Source organism: Mesorhizobium sp. P160219, from assembly GCF_057786095.1.
The window spans coordinates 6531810-6551042 of the sequence record NZ_JBYNWG010000001.1; the positions used below are offsets into that span (position 1 = coordinate 6531810).

The 19233-nt window shown below is 64.3% G+C and carries 19 protein-coding genes; 11 read left to right on the top strand and 8 right to left on the bottom strand.

All coding sequences use genetic code 11. From position 1 onward, the window contains the following. The first annotated feature begins 71 nt into the window (after positions 1-71). From AC3EMP_RS31660 to olsB, 6 genes are all read left to right on the top strand, one after another. Positions 72-1154: an RsmD family RNA methyltransferase gene (locus tag AC3EMP_RS31660; protein ID WP_352711720.1), complete on the top strand. Its 1083-nt coding sequence runs from the start codon at positions 72-74 to the stop codon at positions 1152-1154. Between the two features lie 34 nt (positions 1155-1188). Further along, positions 1189-2046 carry a TrmH family RNA methyltransferase gene (locus AC3EMP_RS31665; protein WP_488494717.1) on the top strand — a complete coding sequence of 286 codons (858 nt, stop codon included), beginning with the start codon at positions 1189-1191 and terminating at the stop codon, positions 2044-2046. After that, entirely contained in the window at positions 2043-2531 is a 489-nt protein-coding gene (gene lspA, locus AC3EMP_RS31670; RefSeq protein ID WP_023669760.1) for a signal peptidase II, read from the top strand. The genes AC3EMP_RS31665 and lspA overlap by 4 nt, the downstream gene beginning before the upstream one ends. Before the next feature lie 105 nt (positions 2532-2636). Beyond that, a complete protein-coding gene (gene acuI, locus AC3EMP_RS31675; RefSeq protein ID WP_352543204.1) occupies positions 2637-3626 on the top strand; it encodes an acrylyl-CoA reductase (NADPH) in 990 nt (329 codons plus the stop codon). Between the two features lie 141 nt (positions 3627-3767). After that, a complete protein-coding gene (locus AC3EMP_RS31680; protein ID WP_352498289.1) occupies positions 3768-6056 on the top strand; it encodes a response regulator in 2289 nt (762 codons plus the stop codon). 276 nt (positions 6057-6332) lie between these two features. Beyond that, a complete protein-coding gene (gene olsB / locus AC3EMP_RS31685) occupies positions 6333-7208 on the top strand; it encodes a l-ornithine N(alpha)-acyltransferase (RefSeq protein ID WP_023683057.1) in 876 nt (291 codons plus the stop codon). 100 nt (positions 7209-7308) lie between these two features. Here olsB and AC3EMP_RS31690 read toward each other — a convergent pair whose 3' ends face one another. Further along, positions 7309-7941, bottom strand: a complete 633-nt coding sequence (locus tag AC3EMP_RS31690; RefSeq protein ID WP_023735119.1) for a trimeric intracellular cation channel family protein — start codon at positions 7939-7941, stop codon at positions 7309-7311. 153 nt (positions 7942-8094) lie between these two features. Further along, the gene (gene grpE / locus AC3EMP_RS31695; protein ID WP_023691975.1) at positions 8095-8724 is read right to left on the bottom strand and encodes a nucleotide exchange factor GrpE; all 630 of its coding nucleotides are present in this window, start codon (positions 8722-8724) and stop codon (positions 8095-8097) included. A gap of 259 nt (positions 8725-8983) precedes the next feature. On the opposite strand from grpE, the gene AC3EMP_RS31700 reads away from it, so the two are divergent. Beyond that, positions 8984-9184: a hypothetical protein gene (locus AC3EMP_RS31700; protein ID WP_023683054.1), complete on the top strand. Its 201-nt coding sequence runs from the start codon at positions 8984-8986 to the stop codon at positions 9182-9184. A gap of 84 nt (positions 9185-9268) precedes the next feature. Continuing rightward, the gene (locus AC3EMP_RS31705) at positions 9269-10291 is read left to right on the top strand and encodes a fatty acid desaturase (protein WP_023691976.1); all 1023 of its coding nucleotides are present in this window, start codon (positions 9269-9271) and stop codon (positions 10289-10291) included. 319 nt (positions 10292-10610) lie between these two features. Here AC3EMP_RS31705 and AC3EMP_RS31710 read toward each other — a convergent pair whose 3' ends face one another. From AC3EMP_RS31710 to cysG, 5 genes are all read right to left on the bottom strand, one after another. Beyond that, positions 10611-11144, bottom strand: a complete 534-nt coding sequence (locus AC3EMP_RS31710) for a DUF934 domain-containing protein (protein ID WP_023669768.1) — start codon at positions 11142-11144, stop codon at positions 10611-10613. A gap of 117 nt (positions 11145-11261) precedes the next feature. After that, positions 11262-12026, bottom strand: a complete 765-nt coding sequence (locus AC3EMP_RS31715) for a phosphoadenylyl-sulfate reductase (protein WP_352624860.1) — start codon at positions 12024-12026, stop codon at positions 11262-11264. Further along, positions 12001-13671, bottom strand: coding sequence for a nitrite/sulfite reductase (locus AC3EMP_RS31720; RefSeq protein ID WP_023683051.1), 1671 nt, complete (start codon positions 13669-13671; stop codon positions 12001-12003). Before AC3EMP_RS31720 ends, AC3EMP_RS31715 begins: the two co-directional genes overlap by 26 nt. Positions 13672-13706: 35 nt before the next feature. Beyond that, positions 13707-14000, bottom strand: a complete 294-nt coding sequence (locus AC3EMP_RS31725; protein ID WP_023669771.1) for a DUF2849 domain-containing protein — start codon at positions 13998-14000, stop codon at positions 13707-13709. After that, positions 13997-15448 carry a siroheme synthase CysG gene (gene cysG / locus AC3EMP_RS31730; protein ID WP_352597571.1) on the bottom strand — a complete coding sequence of 484 codons (1452 nt, stop codon included), beginning with the start codon at positions 15446-15448 and terminating at the stop codon, positions 13997-13999. Before cysG ends, AC3EMP_RS31725 begins: the two co-directional genes overlap by 4 nt. On the opposite strand from cysG, the gene AC3EMP_RS31735 reads away from it, so the two are divergent. The 3 genes from AC3EMP_RS31735 (at position 15447) to AC3EMP_RS31745 (ending at position 18293) form a co-directional block, all read left to right on the top strand. Continuing rightward, positions 15447-15701 carry a hypothetical protein gene (locus AC3EMP_RS31735; protein WP_155923978.1) on the top strand — a complete coding sequence of 85 codons (255 nt, stop codon included), beginning with the start codon at positions 15447-15449 and terminating at the stop codon, positions 15699-15701. The genes cysG and AC3EMP_RS31735 overlap by 2 nt on opposite strands. A 166-nt stretch (positions 15702-15867) precedes the next feature. Next, positions 15868-16317 (top strand): baeRF12 domain-containing protein, encoded by a 450-nt coding sequence (locus AC3EMP_RS31740; RefSeq protein WP_023669773.1) that lies wholly within the window; start codon positions 15868-15870, stop codon positions 16315-16317. A gap of 185 nt (positions 16318-16502) precedes the next feature. Continuing rightward, positions 16503-18293, top strand: a complete 1791-nt coding sequence (locus tag AC3EMP_RS31745; RefSeq protein WP_023828328.1) for a cation:proton antiporter domain-containing protein — start codon at positions 16503-16505, stop codon at positions 18291-18293. 22 nt (positions 18294-18315) lie between these two features. Here the strand turns inward: AC3EMP_RS31745 and AC3EMP_RS31750 are convergent, their stop codons facing one another. After that, positions 18316-19125: an AraC family transcriptional regulator gene (locus AC3EMP_RS31750; protein WP_023828327.1), complete on the bottom strand. Its 810-nt coding sequence runs from the start codon at positions 19123-19125 to the stop codon at positions 18316-18318. Positions 19126-19233: the final 108 nt, after the last annotated feature.

A 19233-nucleotide genomic window follows, 5' to 3' on the forward strand; every position in this document is an offset into this window, starting at 1 on the left:
TGGACCATTTTGTTTGCGCAGCCGGTAACCCTATGCCAAAAGCGGCCTGCCGCCTCCGGAGACGCTCCTGCTTGAAGTTTTTTCGCGACAAACGCCGCGACAACCGTCCGCCCGCAAAAGGCAGGACCGAACATGCGCGGCCACAGCCGGAGACCGTACCAATCCGACCCGAAGCCAGACAGCAACGCCACGAAACAAAACCGGACGACCGGTCTGATCCGAAGCCCGCCCCCCGTATCCTGGCGCGTCGCGAAGGCATCCTGCCCACTGAGCGCCTGCCGGTGATCCTCGAAGTGGCGCCCAATCAGGATTATGCACTGCTCGACAGCGGTGCCGGCGAGAAGCTCGAACAATACGGCCCCTACCGCATCGTGCGGCCCGAGGGACAGGCGATCTGGCAAAAGGCCTTGCCCGCCAGGGCCTGGGACCGAGCCGACGCCATCTTCACCGGCGACACCGACGAGGAAGGCATCGGCCGCTGGCGGTTCCCGAAGGTACCGCTGGGCGAGACCTGGCCGATGAAGCATGACGGCATCGACTATCTCGGCCGCTTCACCTCGTTTCGCCATGTCGGCGTCTTCCCCGAGCAGGCTTCGCACTGGGACCATATGGCCAGCCTGATCGCGGCGGCCAACCGCCCGGTCAAGGTGCTGAACCTGTTCGGCTATACCGGGCTCGCGTCTCTCGTAGCCGCCCGCGCCGGTGCCGAGGTCACCCATGTCGATGCCTCCAAGAAGGCGGTCGGCTGGGCGCGCGAAAACCAGGAAATGGCCGGTCTCGGCAGCAAGCCGATCCGCTGGATCGTCGACGATGCTGTGAAATTCGCCGAGCGCGAAGAGCGCCGCGGCAGCCGCTACGACATCATCCTGTTCGACCCGCCCGCCTATGGCCGCGGCCCCAAGGGCGAGGTCTGGCAGTTGTTCGAGGACCTGCCCGGCCTGACCGATCTTTGCCGCGCGATCCTGACGCCGAAACCGCTCACCGTGGTGCTGACCGCCTATTCCATCCGCGCCTCCTTCTTCGCCATCCATGCCTTGATGCGCGACACCTTTGCCGGCATGGGCGGCACCGTTGAATCAGGCGAACTGATCATCCGCGAGCAATCCGCCGGCCGGGCGCTGTCGACATCGCTGTTTTCGCGCTGGGTGGCCTGAATGCCCGGGAGACCTGAAGGCCCGGGAGTCCCGAATGAATGAGCGGCACGCAGGTGCGCCCGGGCAGGTCAAGGAAGTCACCAGCCTTGCCAATCCGCTGATCAAGGACATCAAGGCGCTCGCCCAGAAGAAATTCCGCGACCAGCAGAACGCCTTCATGGCCGAAGGGCTGAAGCTGGTCATCGACGCCCTCGACCTCGGCTGGTCGATCAGGACGCTGGTTTTCGCCAAGGCCGGACGCGGCAATGCGGCGGTCGAAAAGGTGGCTGCGCGCACGGTTGCCGCCGGCGGCACCGTGCTCGAAGTGTCCGAAAAAGTGCTGGGCGCCATCACCCGCCGCGACAATCCGCAAATGGTGGTCGGCGTCTTCCGGCAAAAACTGCTGCCGCTAAGAGACATCCGCGCTCACGACGGCGACGTCTGGATGGCGCTCGACCGGGTGCGCGATCCCGGCAATCTCGGCACCGTCATCCGCACCGTCGATGCCGTGGGCGCCAGGGGCGTCATCCTGGTCGGCGAGACTACCGATCCTTTTTCTGTCGAGACCGTGCGCGCCACCATGGGCTCGATCTTCGCCGTGCCGGTGACCAAGGCGACGCCGGAAGCATTTCTGGCTTGGCGAAACAGCTTCTCGGGCCTGGTGGTCGGCACCCATCTGAAGGGTGCGGTCGACTACCGCTCGGTCGATTTCTCCCGAGGACCGGTGCTCTTGATGATGGGCAATGAGCAGCAGGGCCTGCCCGACAATCTGGCGGAAAGCTGCGACCGGCTGCTGCGGATTCCGCAGGCCGGCCGCGCCGATTTACTCAATTTGGCGGTCGCCACCGGAATCATGCTGTTCGAGATCCGGCGCGGCGCGCTGAAACTTGCCCCCGAGGACGCCACATCGTGAAATCATGGTCTCCCTATGCGCTGCTGGTGGTGGTGGCAATCGCGCTAGACCAGTGGATAAAGCATCTGATCGAGACCGGCCTCGTCTTCCAGGAAAAGCTCGACCTGGTGCCATTCCTGGCGCTGTTTCGCACCTACAATACCGGCATCGCCTTCTCGATGTTCTCGTCCTTCGGCGACACCGGCCTGGTCGTCATCGCGGTCGTGGTCGTTGCCTTCGTGCTTTATCTGGCGACGCGCACGCCCTCCGGCCATGTGCTGGCCCGCATCGGCTTTGCCCTGATCATCGGCGGCGCGATCGGCAATCTGATCGACCGCGCCGTCTACGGCCACGTCATCGACTATATATTGTTCCACACGCCGGTATGGTCCTTCGCCGTCTTCAACCTTGCCGATGCCTTCATTTCGGTCGGCGCGGCGCTGGTCGTCTTCGACGAGTTCATCGGCTGGCGGCGCGAGGCCAAGCCGCAAGGCCCAGAAGCCTGACGGCCCGACTCTTTTGACCAATTGACCTCGCCGGACGGTCGCCGCACAGTTCGGCCAGAGCCAGCCAATGCCGACCGCCAGCCTTTGCGAAGCCGAGGAGAAGAGATGCCTGAAACCTTCAAAGCCATCCTCGTTTCGCGCGACGCCGAAAAGAAACAGTCGGTGGAGGTCGTCGATTTCGGCGAAGCCGATCTGATGGAAGGCGACGTCACTGTCGCCGTCGAGGCGACGACGGTCAACTACAAGGACGGGCTGGCCATCACTGGGAAAGCGCCAGTGATCCGCCGCTGGCCGCTGGTGCCGGGCATCGATTTCGCCGGAACCGTCCTCTCCTCATCGCATGCCGACTGGCGCAAGGGCGACAAGGTCATCCTCAATGGCTGGGGCGTCGGCGAGACGCATTTCGGCGCCTATGCCGGGCGCGCGCGCGTCAACGGCGACTGGCTGGTGCCGTTGCCCGACGGCATCAGCGCGCACGATGCGATGGCGGTCGGCACCGCCGGCTATACGGCCATGCTCAGCGTCATGGCGCTGGAGCGGCACGGCATCCTGCCGGATCGCGGCCCGGTGGTGGTGACGGGTGCGGCCGGCGGCGTTGGGTCGGTCGCGGTCTCGATCCTGTCCAGCCTTGGCTATCACGTCATCGCCTCGACCGGCCGCAACGCCGAGAGCCCCTATCTGATCGACCTCGGTGCCGCCGAAGTGATTTCGCGTGAGGAACTCTCCCAGCCGGCCAAGCCGCTGGCCAAGGAGCGCTGGGCCGGCGGCATCGATGCCGTCGGCAGCCACACGCTGGCCAATGTGCTGTCGATGACTGCCTATGGCGGCGCGGTCGCCGCCTGCGGCCTGGCGGGTGGCATGGATCTGCCGTCGAGCGTCGCCCCGTTCATCCTGCGCGGCGTCTCGCTGCTCGGCATCGATTCAGTGATGGCGCCAAAGGCTGTGCGGCTGGAAGCCTGGCGCCGCATCGGCAGCGATCTTGATCTCAAGAAGCTCGCCGGCCTCTCGACGACCATCGGCTTCGACGGCATCATCACCGCCGCCCATGACATCGTCGAGGGCAAGATCAGGGGCCGCGTGGTTGTCGATATGTGAGGCTCCCGAAGCATGATCCCGAAGGGAATCAGGTTTCGGAAAAGATCAGGCGATGCGGAAAACCGCCAAAAATGCATGACCGCTAAAATTCGAACGATCCGCCGCGCTTTTCCATAATCTCTATCTGGCAAGGAGTTCCGCATGATCGCGGAGTCCGCCAGGAAAGAGAAGAGCCGTGCCGAAAGCGTCGACGGGCCGAGTCCGGCGACGGCGAAGCGGCAGCGTGTTGCGCCGCCGCCGCTGGCGCCGGATTTGCCGCGCGCCACGTCCGAGGGCCTGCCGTTCCTGACGGTGGTCGCCAGTGTCGTGCTGGCGGGCCTCTCCCACCTCACCGGTGCGCCGATCTTCATCACCCTCGGCCTGCTGGCAACAGGCCTTGCCGGCGTCGCCATGCACCTGCGCAGCCGGCGCACCGTCCGCCGCGCGGCGGCCTTGCTCGACGAAACCGCGGCCCGTAGCCGCGCCGAAATCGAGACGCTGGCCGACCGCATGTGGGAGATGCAGGAGAGCGAGGAGCGTTTTCGCGGGCTGATCGATGCGCTCGGCGATCTCGTCGTCCACCGCGACCGCGACGGCCACATCGTCTACGCCAACAAGGTTTTCGCCAGCCTCGTCGGAACCGACCAACGCGACCTTGCCGGCAGGACTCTGGCCGACCTCGGCATCGATGTCGGTATCGTTCCCGACGCCGCCTTTTCGGATCACGAATGCCTGAGTTCCACCGACGTCTCCATCCGCACGCCGAACGGTCCGCGCTGGTTCTCGTGGATCGAACTGTCGGTACGCGACAAGGATAGCGGCGCCGTCTCGCACCGGGCGATTGCCCGCGACATCACCGCGCGCAAACGCGCCGAATCCTCGCTGATCACCGCGCGCGAGCGCGCCGAATATGCCAGCCAGGCCAAGTCGCGCTTCCTCGCCACCGTCAGCCATGAGATCCGCACGCCGATGAACGGCATCATGGGCATGGCCAAGCTACTGGCCGACACCAATCTGTCGCCCGAGCAGCGCACCTATGTCGGCGCCGTCTCGACCTCGGCCAGCGCGCTTTTGGCGCTCATCGAGGATTTGCTCGACTATTCCAAGATAGAGGCCGGCCGTTTCGACCCGGAGCCGCAGCCGACATCGCTGCGCGAAATCGCCGACAACATCATCGAACTGATGGCGGCGAAAGCCTTCGCCAAGAACATCGGCCTCGGCTGTCATGTCGAGCCCGACGTGCCACAGATGATCATGGCCGATCCGGGAAGAGTCAGGCAGGTGCTGCTCAACCTGATCGGCAATGCGATCAAGTTCACCGACACCGGCGGCGTGCTGGTTTCGGTTGCACGGGCCCGCACCGAGACCAGCGACCGCATCTGCTTCACCGTCGCCGACACCGGCCCTGGCCTGCGCGAAGAGGATATGGAGCGCATCTTCGAGGAGTTCGAACAGTCCGACGGCACCTCGACCCGCACCCATGGGGGCGCCGGCCTCGGTCTGGCCATATCGAGGCGCCTGGTCGCCGCCATGGGCGGTGCCATTTCGGTGTCGAGCCGGCTTGGCGAGGGATCGGAATTCGTCTTCGAGATCCCGGCCGCAGGAGCAACCGAAGCACCGCAGAACCGGCAGAACATCCTGGCCGGCCGGCGCGCCGTGATCGTGTCGAAGAACGCCGTCGAGGCGGACGCCATCGCCCGCACCATCCGCGCCCATGGCGGCGCCGTCGACGTCGCCGCAACCGCTTCCCAGGCGACGCCCTTCGCCGAACATTGCGATGTGCTGTTGATCGACGCGGCCCTGGAGGACGGCGACGGCAGACTGCTCAAGCGCCTGCGCCAGAGTGGCTTTGCCGATTGCGAGGCGATCACGCTGATCGCGCCGACCGACCGCGGCATGCTTGGCGAATTCCGCACCAGCGGCTACGCCACCTTCTTGGCGAGGCCGGTGCGCGGCGAAACCCTGCTGCGCGTGCTGCTGACCAGTCATGCCCCTGCCTTGCCGCCGCCCAAGCCGGAAAAGACCGGCGCGTCCTCGCTTCGTGCCCATGGCGGGCGCCAGCAAGGTTTGTCGGTGCTGATCGCCGAAGACAACGACATCAACGCCATGCTTGCCCGCGCCACGCTTTTGAAGGCGGGACATCGCGTGAAAGTGGTCGGCAATGGCAAGGCCGCGGTCGAGGCGGTGACCGAAGCCGGGCTGAAAAATCGCTTCGATGTGGTGCTGATGGATTTGCACATGCCGGTCATGGACGGGCTGGACGCGATCGCCGCCATCCGCCGCCACGAGGAGGAAATGGCTGTGCCGCCGGTTCCGATCATGGTGCTTTCGGCCGACAGCCAGGAAAAGACTCGCCACACCGTGCTCGCCCATGGCGCCAGCGGCTTTGTCACCAAGCCGCTCGATCCCGACGCGCTGGTCCATGCCGTCGAGGGCCAGGTGGCCGCCTGAATTCATGTCGCTCGAAAATGGCCCCGGTTTTGAGAAGACGACATGCACAAAACAAAGACTTGAAGCGCGTCGCGTGAATCGTCCCAGCGCGACGCGCTTCAAGGTGACGCTGGCGCAATCCTCGCGTCACGTAGGTAGCCGAATGAGGGTTTTCGCCAGCCGACGAAGTATTGCCCGTCGCGCCGTATCACGGTACTGTCACAATCCTGTTGCACCTACACCGTATCCCCGTGCCAAGAGGGATGGCTCGAAGGAGAATCACTCGTGCATACAGTTATGCCGGAATGTGACACTCGGCCCAGCGCAGGCGGCGCTTTGCTCGCCGCGCGGAACGCCGATGCCGTCGCAACAGGCGCACCGCTGGGCCGTATCGGCAATCTCGAAGTGCGGCTTGCCCGCAATGAGGCCGAGATCGCCGCCGCGCAGGAAGTGCGCTACCGGGTGTTTTATGACGAGCTTGGCGCCAGGAAGGACCTGTTCCAGGCGCAGGACCGGCGCGACGCCGACCGCTTCGACCCGCTGTGCGACCATCTCCTGGTGCTTGACACCTCGATCTCCGGCCCCGAGCATCGCCGCATCGTCGGCACTTACCGCCTGCTGCGGCAAGAGATTGCGGCGACCGCCGGCGGCTTCTATTCCGAAGGCGAGTTCGAACTGACCAAGCTGATCGCCCGCCATCCCGGCCAGCGCTTCCTTGAGCTCGGCCGCTCCTGCGTGCTGCCGGAATACCGCTCGAAGCGCACCATCGAGGCGCTGTGGCAAGGCATCTGGGCCTACATCAACCACTATGAGATCGGCGTGATGACCGGTTGTGCCTCGTTCCCTGGCACGGTGCCGGCTGCGCATGCCGAGGCGCTCACCTACCTTGCCCATCACTGCCGGACCAACTCCGCCTGGGATGTGCGGGCGGTCTCCGGGCGCTATTGCTCGATGGACCTGATGCCGATCGAGGCGGTCAACGCCAAGGCGGCGATTGCGGCCATGCCGCCGTTGGTCAAGGGCTATCTGCGCGTCGGCGCCCGCATCGGCGACGGCTGCGTCATCGACCGTGAGTTCTCCACCGTCGATGTGTTCGTGGTGATGCCGGTCAAGGAAATCGGCGCTCGCTACGTCAACTATTATGGCGGGGAAGCGCAGCGCTTTGCGGCGTGAGGCAGTAGGCAGTAGCCAGTAGGCAGTAGTGAAGGCTGCCGCGAATTGCTGACTATTCCCTATTCCCTATTCCCTATTCCCTATTCCCTAATCCCTCTCCCTATGGAATATCCTCCGGTCGCCGTCCCGGGCGGCTCTTGTAGGACGGAAAGGTCCAGCCGAATTTCAGCGCGCCGCCGCGCACCAGGAAAGCCGCGACGAAGCCGGTGATATCCGAGGCGAGCGGCGGCAGGCCGGCAAGATCGCCAAGTGTGTAGAGGCCGGCGCCCGCGAGTGCGGCGGTGACGTAGATTTCGGGCCTGAGCAGCACCGATGGCTCGCCGGCCAGCAGATCGCGCAGGATGCCGCCGAACGTAGCGGTCAGCACGCCCATAACAACGGAGACGACCGGCGAGCCGGTGATGGCCAGCCCCTTGGCCGCGCCCATTACCGAAAAGGCCGCCAATCCGATGGCGTCGAGCCAAAGCAGCCATTTCCAGCGGGATTCGACGCGGTGAGCGATGAAGAAGACCAGCACCGCAACCGCCGCGCAAACCAGCACATAGCCGGAGTTGGCGACCCAAAAGACGGGCAGGTTGAGGATGACGTCGCGAAGCGTGCCGCCGCCAATGCCGGTGACGCTGGCCAGAAACAGGAAGCCGATAATGTCGAGCTGCTTGCGCGAAGCCGCCAACGCCCCGGTCGCGGCAAAGACGGCGACGCCGGCATAGTCGAGGAGGTCGATGGGCGTCAGGGACATGAGGCAGTAGGGATTGGGCAGTAGGGATTAGGAATTAGGGAAAGTATGAATAACACGAAGCCGCGCGATTGATACGCCTGCCTATTCCCTATTCCCTATTCCCTATTCCCTATTCCCTATTCCATATTCCTATTCCCTTTTCCCTATTCACGCATCCTTCTCGGCCTGCTCGTTCACCGGCCCCGGCTCGACCGGCGCTTCGGTGGCCGCGATCTTGGGGCCGCCCTTGGCGACCCCGACCATGGCCGGCCGCAGCACGCGCTCGCCGATCGAATAGCCCGGCTGCACGACCTGGACGACGGTGTTGGCCGGCACATCGGGATTGGGCACTTCGAACATCGCCTGGTGGAAATTCGGGTCAAACTTCTCACCTTCTGGCTCAAGCTTCTTCACCCCATGCCGTTCCAGCGTCGACAGCATGGCGCGCTCGGTGATCTCGACGCCGTCGATCAGCGCCTTGAAGCCGGCATCTCCGGCCGCTTTCGCCTCGGCGGGGATAGCATCGAGCGCGCGGCGCAGATTGTCCGACACCGACAGCATGTCGCGGGCGAAATTGGCCACCGCATAGGCGCGCGCATCATGCACGTCGCGGGCGGTGCGGCGGCGCAGATTCTCCATCTCGGCCGCGACGCGCAGCGCGCGGTCCTTCAGCTCCTCGTTTTCCTTCAGCAGCCGCACCAGCGCTTCATAGTCGCCGTCGATGCCGCCTTGCGTGCGCTCGGCCTCGGCCGTTTCGATATCCTCGGGCGCGCGTTCGTCTTTTGTCTGGTCGCTCATCGCCATTTCCCGTCATTCGAATGGTTTGGATTCGCGCCCGATATCGAGGTTTGGCGGCCAAAAATCAAGGGGCAAGCCCAGGAGGACGCCCAACAGCAGGCAATGTTGCGGGCTGCCCGTCGGACTTGGTGCGGGACGCAAAGACGTTCAAAATTAATTCAAACTTTACCGTAACGGCAGCCTTTGCTTGCCAATACCCCGCTATGGGGAACCATTCAAAGCTTGGAGGAGTTTTGAAACCGACACAGGATTTGAGACAATGGACCGCAATACTGGCAACAGAAGCGAAGAGCTCGCCGCCGACATCAGGCGCCAGTTCGGCACCGAGGCGACGACGCGCTTCTTGCGCACCTTGCCGGCCTTCCGCACCGAGGCCGACATTCCCGCCCGTTTCCGGGACCTGCTCGACCGGCTGGACGGCATAGAAGCCAGCATGGCCGGCGGCCGACGCCGTCAATAGCGATGCTATCGCGCGACAATTACGCGCAGTAATTTTGCGTGAGCTTTTCCTTGCGGCAGCGGGACGCCCCGCCTATGCTTCCTGATGAACATGATTTCCCCCGAGACGGCCGCCAACAGCAAGCGCGCCTGGTTGAAGATCCTGGCGCGCTACAAGAAGCCCGACCGGCGACGCAGCACTCTTGAACTCGCCATCACCCTTATTCCTTTCGTTACGCTGTGGGCGCTGTCTTCGGCAGCCTATTCCTATGGCCACTGGTGGGGCTTGATCCTGATCCTTCCGGCCGCCGGTTTTCTGGTGCGGATCTTTATGATCCAGCACGATTGCGGCCACGGCTCCTTCTTCGCCAACCGCACTGCCGACGACTGGATCGGCCGCGCGCTCGGCGTGCTGACGCTGACCCCTTACGATTGCTGGCGGCGCGCGCACGCCACCCATCACGCCAGCGCCGGCAATCTTGACGAGCGCGGCATGGGCGATATCAGGACGTTGACGGTTGCTGAATACCGGCAGCTGTCTTGGCGGGGACGCCTTGCCTATCGTCTCTACCGCCATCCCCTGGTGATGTTCGGCCTTGGCCCGATCTGGCTGTTCATCTTCGAGCAGAGGCTGCCGGTCGGCATGATGCGCGGCGGCCTGACGCCCTGGGTGTCGTCGATGACCACCAATCTCGGCATCGCGGTCGCGGCAGCGCTGCTTATCTGGCTGGTCGGCCCCGGCGCTTTCCTGATCGTCCATTTGCCGATCGTGATCCTGGCCGGATCGGCCGGAATCTGGCTGTTCTACGTCCAGCACCAGTTCGAGGAGACGGAATGGGCGAAGGACGAAGAGTGGGAATTCCAGCGTGCCGCCCTGCACGGCTCGTCCTATTATGATTTGCCGCCGGTGCTGAACTGGTTCACCGGCAATATCGGCGTCCATCACGTGCACCATCTCTCGGCCAAGGTGCCGGGCTACCGGCTGCAGGAAGTGCTGCGCGACTATCCCGAACTGCGCGGCATCGGCCGCGTCACGCTCCTCGACAGCCTGCGCTGCGTCAAGCTGGCGTTGTGGGACGAGAACCGCCGCAAGCTGATCTCGTTTCGCGAAGCGCGGGCCTTGGCCTAAAAGCAATTCCAGCAAAGTGTGAGGCGGTTTTCCGGGCTTTCGCTTGGGAATTCCGTAAGACAAAGAAAAAAACCGCCGCACCGAAGGCGCGGCGGCATCTCCCAAAAACCGGCTCAGGCAGCCTTGCGCTCCTCGCGCATCCAGACCTTGCAGCCCTGATCATGTCAGGCGCCTTTTCGGCGATCATGATGGACGGTGCATTGGTGTTGCCGCCGATGAGCGCCGATTCCTCCCTCGCGCCCCGCGGATATTTCCGTCCGGACAGCCAGGAGAAGGCCCGATCACAGTCTTTGTAAAGACAGGCGGAATTACCGTCGCGTCAGCTGTTGCGAACGCGCCGCCAGGAGTATTTCGGCCCCTTCGGCTCCGACGCTTCGGTCGGCTGATAGTAAAGGCCCAGCCCGCCTGTGCGGCCTTCTTCGAGGCGCTTCAGCAGAACCGGGTTGGAGATCTCGAACTCGTCGAAGCCGAGGCGCAGCATATGCGGCAGCTGGTCGACGAGCACCTGGCCCGTGGCGCGGACCGCGCCCTCGAAATCGTAGCGGCTGCGCAGCAATTCGCCCTTGGAAAACGAGCGGCCGTCGCTGAAGGCCGGAAAGGCCAGCGCCACCAGCGACAGCTGGTCGAGCAGATCCACGATCTTTTCCAGCTGGTCGCCCGGCAGCAATGCGACGCCCAGCCGCTCCTTGGCCGAGCGCCGCACCTCGGCATCGAGGCCGAGAAATGCCTGCAACGGCAGGATGAAGCGGCCATTGCCCGCCAGTGCATCCGCACTTTCGGCATGTGTCCACTCGTCTTCGCGAAAACCCGTCCGGGTCCAGAGGCGGGTCTCCGCTGTGGTCTGTTCAGTCATAGAAAATTCCTAAAGCCCTAAAAATCGAAAGTCCGCGAAAGCCGGTCCACACGAAACCGGCGGCCTCCGAGCGGAAGCCGCCGTTGCAGGCCAGCCTCACCTGAATATCACCATAGCTTAAAGGGATGCGTCGGTCAGCGACACTTCCAGTCCCGACAGATGGATGCCGCACTCGGTCTTGGCATGACCGGCCCAGCGTCCGCTTCGCGCATCCTCGCCCGGCTGCACCGGCTGCGTGCATGGGAAGCAGCCGATCGACAGATAGCCGTACGCAACCAGCGGATTTTCGCGCAGCGCATGCGCGCGCATGTAGTCAGCCTGGTCGGATGTCGTCCAGTGCGCCAGCGGATTGACGCGTACGCGCGGGCCGACCGCCTCGAACACCGGCAGCGCGGCTCGCGTCGCCGCCTGGAAGCGCTTCCGGCCGGTCAGCCAGGCGCGGAAGGGGGCGACGCCGCGCGCCAGCGGCTCGACCTTGCGCACGTCGCAGCAGGCATCGGTATTGCTCTGGTGCAGATTGCCGGTCGGATCGACCCGCTCGAGCGCCGCGTCTTCGGGCTTGATCACCCTGATGTCGGTCAGCCCGAAATCGGCGACCAGCGCATCGCGATAGCCCAGCGTCTCTTCGAAATGCTTGCCGGTGTCCAGGAAGATGACCGGCAGCGTGCGGTCGACCTTGGCGATCATATGCAGCAGGACGGCGGAATCCGCGCCGAAGGACGACACGGCGGCGATCTCGTCATGAAACAATTCGCTCGCCGCGCGTTCGATGATGTCGAGCGGGCTCAGATGTCCATACAGCGCGTCGAAGCCCGCCGCTTTGGCGGCGATGCTGTCGTCGACGTCGACGATGCGGTCAAGCGGCCTTGGTTTCGCCAGCATAGAGCGCCTCCTTGAACGGCGCGGGACCGACACGGCGGTAGGCGTCGATAAAACGTTCACTGGGACCGAGCCGAAGGCCGAGATAGGTGTCGACGATCTGCTCGATGGCGTCCGTGATCTCTTCCGAAGAGAAGCCGCGGCCGATGATTTCGCCAACCGAGGTGTTCTCGTCGGCCGATCCGCCAAGCGTCACCTGGTAGAGTTCGGAGCCTTTCTTCTCGACGCCGAGGATACCGATATGGCCGACATGGTGATGTCCGCAGGCATTGATGCAGCCGGAAATCTTCAGCTTCAATTCGCCGATCTCGCGCTGCCGCTCCAGCGAGGCGAAGCGAAGCGAAATCTCCTGCGCGATCGGGATCGAGCGCGCTGTCGCCAGCGCGCAATAATCGAGGCCAGGGCACGCGATGATGTCGCTGATCAGGTTGGAATTGGCCGTCGCGAGGCCAATGTCGACCAAAGCGTCGTAGACCGCTTTCAAATCGGCGCGCGCCACATGCGGCAGGATCAGGTTCTGCTCATGGCTGACGCGCAGTTCGTCGAACGCGTATTTCTCGGCGATGTCGGCGACCGCTTCCATCTGGCTGTCGGTGGCATCGCCCGGCACCTCGCCGATACCTTTCAGCGAAATCGTCACCGCGGCATAGTCGGGATGGCGATGGGTCACGACATTCTGGTCGAGCCAATCCGAGAAGCTTTTGGAATCGAGCCGCGCCAGCTTGATCGCCGCGTCGCCTTCCGGCCGGGCGGTCAGTGCCGGCGGCGCGAAATAGGCGTCGATGGCACGGATGTCGGCTTCCGGCAGCTTCAGCTCGGCGTCCTTCAGCTCCTGCCATTCGGCCTCGACCTGGCGGGTGATTTCCTCGACGCCGGTCTCGTGGACGAGGATCTTGATGCGCGCCTTGTACTTGTTGTCGCGGCGGCCATAGAGGTTGTACACGCGCAGGATCGCCGTGCAGTAGGACAGCAGGTCGGCTTCCGGCAGGAAGTCGCGGATCTTGCGCGCCACCATCGGCGTGCGGCCCTGGCCGCCACCGACATAGACGGCAAAGCCGAGCTCGCCGGCGGCGTTCTTCTTCAGATGCAGACCGATATCATGCGTCTGGATGGCGGCGCGGTCGCGCTCGGCCCCGGTCACCGCGATCTTGAACTTGCGCGGCAGGAACGAGAATTCCGGATGCACAGACGACCATTGCCGCAGGATCTCGGCATAGGGGCGCGGATCAGCGACCTCGTCGGCGGCGGCGCCGGCAAAGTGATCGGCGGTGACGTTGCGGATGCAATTGCCGCTGGTCTGGATGGCATGCATCTCGACGCTGGCGAGATCGGCCAGGATCGCCGGAATGTCGGACAGCGCCGGCCAGTTGAACTGGATGTTCTGGCGCGTGGTGAAGTGGCCGTAGCCCTTGTCGTATTTGCGCGCGATGTGGCCGAGCATGCGCAGTTGCGCGCTGTTCAGCGTGCCATAGGGCACCGCGATGCGCAGCATGTAGGCGTGCAGCTGCAGGTAGACGCCGTTCATCAGCCGCAGCGGCCGGAACTGATCCTCGGTGATCTCGCCGGACAGCCGGCGTTCGACCTGGTCGCTGAACTCGGCGACGCGGGCCTGGACAAAATCGTGGTCGAACTCATCGTAGCGGTACATGTTTCGTCTTTCAGGGCGCGTCCGCCCGTATTTTGTTACGCTGCCCGCGCAGCCTGCTTGCCCAGATCTTCCCGGATGGTCGGGCCGGCGGCGCGGATCTTTTCGCGCAAGCGTACCGGCACGACGACGCCATTGATGACTTCAACGTCGATCAGATTGACGTCGACAACCTGATTGTTGGCGTTGGCCTTGGCGCCGATTGCTTCCAGCCTGTCCTCTGCCGCTTGGTCATGGGCAAGGTCGGCATGGTCGACCGTCTCGGCCCAGCCGCCATCGGCGTACCAGACGGCGATGCCGTCGGAGAGGCGGTTTGCGGTCAGTATCTTCATGGCTCGACCTCTGCGTCGGCCGCGTTGGCGGCGCCCTCATAGTTATGGGCCGCGAGCGGCTCGGAACGTTCAAAGTTGGCGCCGGCAACCGCGTCGCCGATGATGGTCATCACCGGACCGGCCAGATCGGCGCGCTCTTCCAGCGACGGCAAATCGGCCAGTGTGCCGTGGAAACGGCGGCGGTTCTGCAAGCTGGCATTCTCGACCACGGCAACCGCCGTGTCCGGCGACAGGCCGGCCTCGATCAGTCGTCCGGCGACTTCGGCGGCGACCGAGCGGCCCATATAGACGGCGACGGTGGCGCCGGAAATGGCGAGCTTGGCCCAATCCGGCAGCGAATTGCCCTTCAGATCATGGCCGGTGGTGAACACCATCGACGAGGAGACGCCGCGCAGCGTCAGCGGCAGCTCGAAGTCGGCGGCGGCGGCAAAGGCGGCGGTGACGCCGGGGACGACATCATAGGCGATGCCGGCATCGCGCAGTGCGGCCATCTCCTCGCCGGCGCGGCCGAACACGAGCGGGTCGCCCGACTTCAGCCGCACGACGCGCTTGCCCTGCCTGCCGAGATCGACCAGCAGCGCATTGATCTCGGCCTGGCTCTTGGTGTGGCATCCCTTGCGTTTTCCGACCGGCAGCCGCTCGGCGTCGCGGCGGCCCATGGCGACGATCGCCTCCGGCACCAGCGCGTCATAGACGATGACGTCGGCTTCCATCAAAAGCCGATGCGCGCGCAGCGTCAGAAGATCCTCAGCACCTGGCCCGGCGCCAACCAACGCGATATGGCCCGAAGCCGGAGCCTTCGACAGCAACAGATCGGCGGCGGCGTCATGCGCCTGCGAAAGCTCGCCGGCTTCGACGGCGCGCGCCGGTGCACCCTGGAAAAAACTGCTCCAGAACTGGCGGCGGGCGTTGCCTTTCGGCAGCAGCTTTTCGGCGGCACCCCGGAACGAGGCGGCAAGCGCTGCCAGCGGCCCGAGCGACGGCGACAGCATGCGGTCGATGCGGCTGCGCAGCATCTGCGCCAGCACCGGACCCGCGCCTTCCGTGCCGATGGCGATGGCGACCGGGGCGCGGTTGACCAGCGCCGGGGTGAAGAAATCGCATAGCTCCGGCCGGTCGACGGCATTGACCGGAATGCCAAGGCGGCGCGCATCGTGGGCGACGCGGCGGTCGAGCGTCTCGTCGCCGCTGGCGGCAAACACCAGGACCGCGCCTTCGAGATGCGCGGCGTCGTAGGGGGCGTCGATACGGATGGCGCCGGTCGTGGCGATGAAGCTCAGCAATTCGGCGTCGGCAACATCGGCAATGATGCTAAGCACAGCACTCGACTGATCAAGTAGCCGCGCCTTGGCCAACGCTTCGCCTCCGCCGCCGACGATGGCCACGGCTTCGCCTTCGACCCGCATGAAGACCGGGAACGCGGTGAGCTTGGGATTGGTGTGCGGCATGACGAACAGATTCCGGAACAATTCGGCAGTTTTAGGCGCGGACGCGAAAAAGCTGAAGGAACCCACTCGCGCATCCCCTGACGGGAGGCAATCGGTTTTCCGCAAGCCAAAGGGCCAAGAGAAAAATATTCCACATCCGCATATCAGGCGGATTCAAGCTGCTGCCGCAGGCTTTGTTCTGCGGCTCTTTTATCCGGCAGTCGGCCAAGCTGCAAAATTATTTTTTCTAAATTCTACCAATTTAGTAGATTAAAGCCGTGACCTCCGGACATTGCTCCGATAGACGATAGATCGGGCTTGATATGGCTGCGTGCGATCTCGGCGAACGAAGTGGAACGTTCCCGCTTCGCCACGCGTTCTGCCCCTGCCGTAACAGACAATCGTCGGCTGGATTTGAACCTTCAAACAGGAGCGCGCAAATGAGCAAGATCAACCTGAAACATGGCCTTCTGGTCATGGTGGCCGATGGCGAGAAAGCGCTGTTCCTGAAGAACGAGGGCGACAATCTCTATCCGAACCTGCAGCTCTTCCAGGAGATGAAACAGGACAATCCGGCAACGCGCGAACAAGGCAGCGACAGTCCCGGCCGCTACAATGACGGCCCCTCCGTGCATCGCAGCGCGGTTGAGGAAACCGACTGGCACCGGCAAGGCAAGGAACGCTTTGCCGAAGAGATCGCGGACCGGCTCTACAAGCTCGCCCATCACGGCATCTTCGACGACATCGTGCTGGTCGCGCCACCGCTGGTGCTCGGCACCATGCGCAAGAAACTGCACAAGGAAGTCACCGACAAGGTGCAGGCGGAGATCCCAAAGACCCTGACCAACCGCCCGCTGATCGATATCGAGGCCATGCTGCAGGCGGCGTGACGCATCGATCATTCGGTATTGGCGCGCGCAGCGGTTTTGCTGCGCGCGCCTTTCGTTTTCGGTGCCTCTGGCCACCAATTTACGTCTTGCGGGTTGCGTCGCCCGCACCCCCTCCACCATATTGAAAAAGGCGGCGGCTTCGGGCGGCGCACACCCGACATTTCCCGAAAGGCGCTCCATAGACAATGCCGCATGACACGCCCCTTATCGCCACCATCGTCGCCGGTCTGGGGCTGGCATTCATCTTCGGGGCGCTCGCCAACCGTTTTCGCATCCCGCCGCTGGTCGGCTACCTCGTCGCCGGCGTACTGGTCGGACCGAACACGCCGGGTTTCGTCGCCGATGCCGGTCTTGCCAATGAGTTGGCCGAAATCGGCGTCATCCTGCTCATGTTCGGCGTCGGCCTGCATTTCTCGCTGAAGGACCTTCTCTCCGTCCGCGCCATCGCCGTACCCGGCGCCATCGTCCAGATCGGCTTTGCCACCGCGCTCGGCGCCGGCCTCGCATGGATGCTCGGCTGGTCGATGGGCGCAGGCCTCGTCTTCGGCCTGGCGCTTTCCGTCGCGTCCACAGTGGTGCTGTTGCGCGCGTTGCAGGAGCGACGGCTGATCGAGACCGAGCGCGGCCGCATCGCCGTCGGCTGGCTGATCGTCGAGGACCTCGCCATGGTGCTGGCGCTGGTGCTTTTGCCGGCGTTGGCCGGCGTGCTCGGCGGCCAGCCGCAGGTCGATGACCATGCGAGCCTTTTGTCGCTGCCGGCCAGCTACGGCATCTGGGGCGTCGTCGGCCTCACGCTGGCCAAGGTCGTCGCCTTCGTCATCGTCATGCTGGTGGTTGGCCGCCGCGTCATTCCGTGGATCCTGCATTACGTCGCCCATACCGGCTCGCGCGAACTGTTCCGGCTGGCGGTGCTGGCGATCGCGCTCGGCGTCGCCTTCGGCGCCGCCAAACTGTTCGGCGTCTCGCTGGCGCTCGGTGCCTTCTTCGCCGGCATGATCATGAGCGAATCCGAGCTCAGCCACCGCGCGGCGGAGGAATCACTGCCGCTGCGCGACGCCTTCTCGGTGCTGTTCTTCGTCTCGGTCGGCATGCTGTTCGATCCGTTCAGCCTGATGAGCAATGGCTGGCCGATCCTGGCGACGCTGGCCATCATCGTCATCGGCAAGTCGCTGGCCGCCTTCGTTATCGTCATCGCCTTCCGCTATCCGCTGGGAACCGCCTTGATGATCTCGGCCAGCCTCGCGCAGATCGGCGAGTTCTCCTTCATCCTGGCGGAGCTCGGCGTCGGCCTGAAGCTGTTGCCGCAACAGGGACGCGACCTGATCCTGGCAGGCGCCATCCTGTCGATCCTGGTCAATCCGCTGATGTTCCTCGCCCTCGACTGGATGAAGCCATGGCTGGACGCGCGCGCCGCCAAGGCAGCACCACCGGAAGAGGCCAAGCCGGTCGGCCCGGCGACGCAGCCCGGACAAGTGGCCTCGGTGGCCGCTGCTGCCAAAGAGGACGGCCCGCCGCCACGCACAACGCTTTCGGGCCACACCATCCTGGTCGGCTACGGCCGCGTCGGCAGCCTGGTCGGCGCGGCGCTGAAACAGGCATCGCTGCCCTTCCTGGTCATCGAGGACGCCGACAAGACGCTGGCGAGGCTCAGAGACGACGGCGTCGAAATCGTCTCCGGCAATGCGGCCAGCGCGAGCGTGTTTGCCGCCGCCAATCCGCAGGGGGCCAAACGCTTGATCCTTGCCATCCCCAACGCGTTCGAGGCCGGGCAGATCGTGCTCAGGGCGCGCGCCGCCAACCCCGGCATCAACGTCATCGCGCGGGCCCATTCCGATGCCGAGGTCGAGCACCTGATGGGGCTCGGCGCCGACACCGTCATCATGGGTGAACGCGAAATCGCCCGCGGCATCGTGCAAGAAGTGCTGGAGCAAAAGCTGATGCCGCGCCCCGAAGCCATTGAGCCCTCCCCGGCCTGAGGCTTGCCCACAGGCGCGTTGATCACGCCACGAAGGCGGAGCCGCCATTGTGCGCGACGCTGGCGAGATACTTTGCCGGCGGCTTGCCGAGCGCTTTCTTGAACATGGTGATGAAGGCGGTGACGGAGGCGTAGCCGAGATCGCCCGAAACCTGCTGGACACTCGCACCGGAGGCCAGCTCCCGTATGGCGACGATCAGGTGCAATTGCTGGCGCCAGCGGCCGAAGCTCAGTCCGGTCTCCTTCACCACAAGACGGGCGAGACTGCTTTCTGAGAGCGCGACGCGGGTGGCCCACTCGGCAAGCGTGCTGCGGTCGGCAGGGTCTTGCGCCAACGCATCGGCGATCCGCCGCAAGCGCGGCTCGGCGGAGATCGGCAAATGCAGCTGCTGGACCGGCATGCGCGGCAGTTCGGAGAGCAGCATCCCAGTCAAAAGCGCGTCCTTCCCTTCGTCTTCCTCCATGCGGTCGGCCAGCTCGATGATCAATTCGCGCAGCAGTGGCGAGATCGACAGCGTGCAGCACCGGTCCGGCAGATCGGCGGCTCCCGGCTCGATATAGACGAAGAAAATCCGCGCATTGGCGGTCGCGATATTGCTGTGTTCCATGCCGCCGGGAATCCACACCCCGCAATGTGGCGGCACCATCCACAGGCCGCTCGGGACGCGGCATGTGACGCCACCGCCGAGCGCGAAGACGAGTTGGCCCTTGCGGTGCCAATGGGTCGCCACTTCCGCTTTGGTTTCGGTGACATCGACGCGAACCGCAATTGCAGGAGCGATCACATCATCGACGTCGAAATTGACCCAGGGGTAGCGGAGAGGCTGTCTTATGATTGACGGCTTTTAGCGACTATTCGCTATGATAGCTAAATTCTTTGATCCGGGATGTCGATAGGCTCTGGTTCGTGGCTGGCATTTCACAAACCGGCAGGAAGGCTT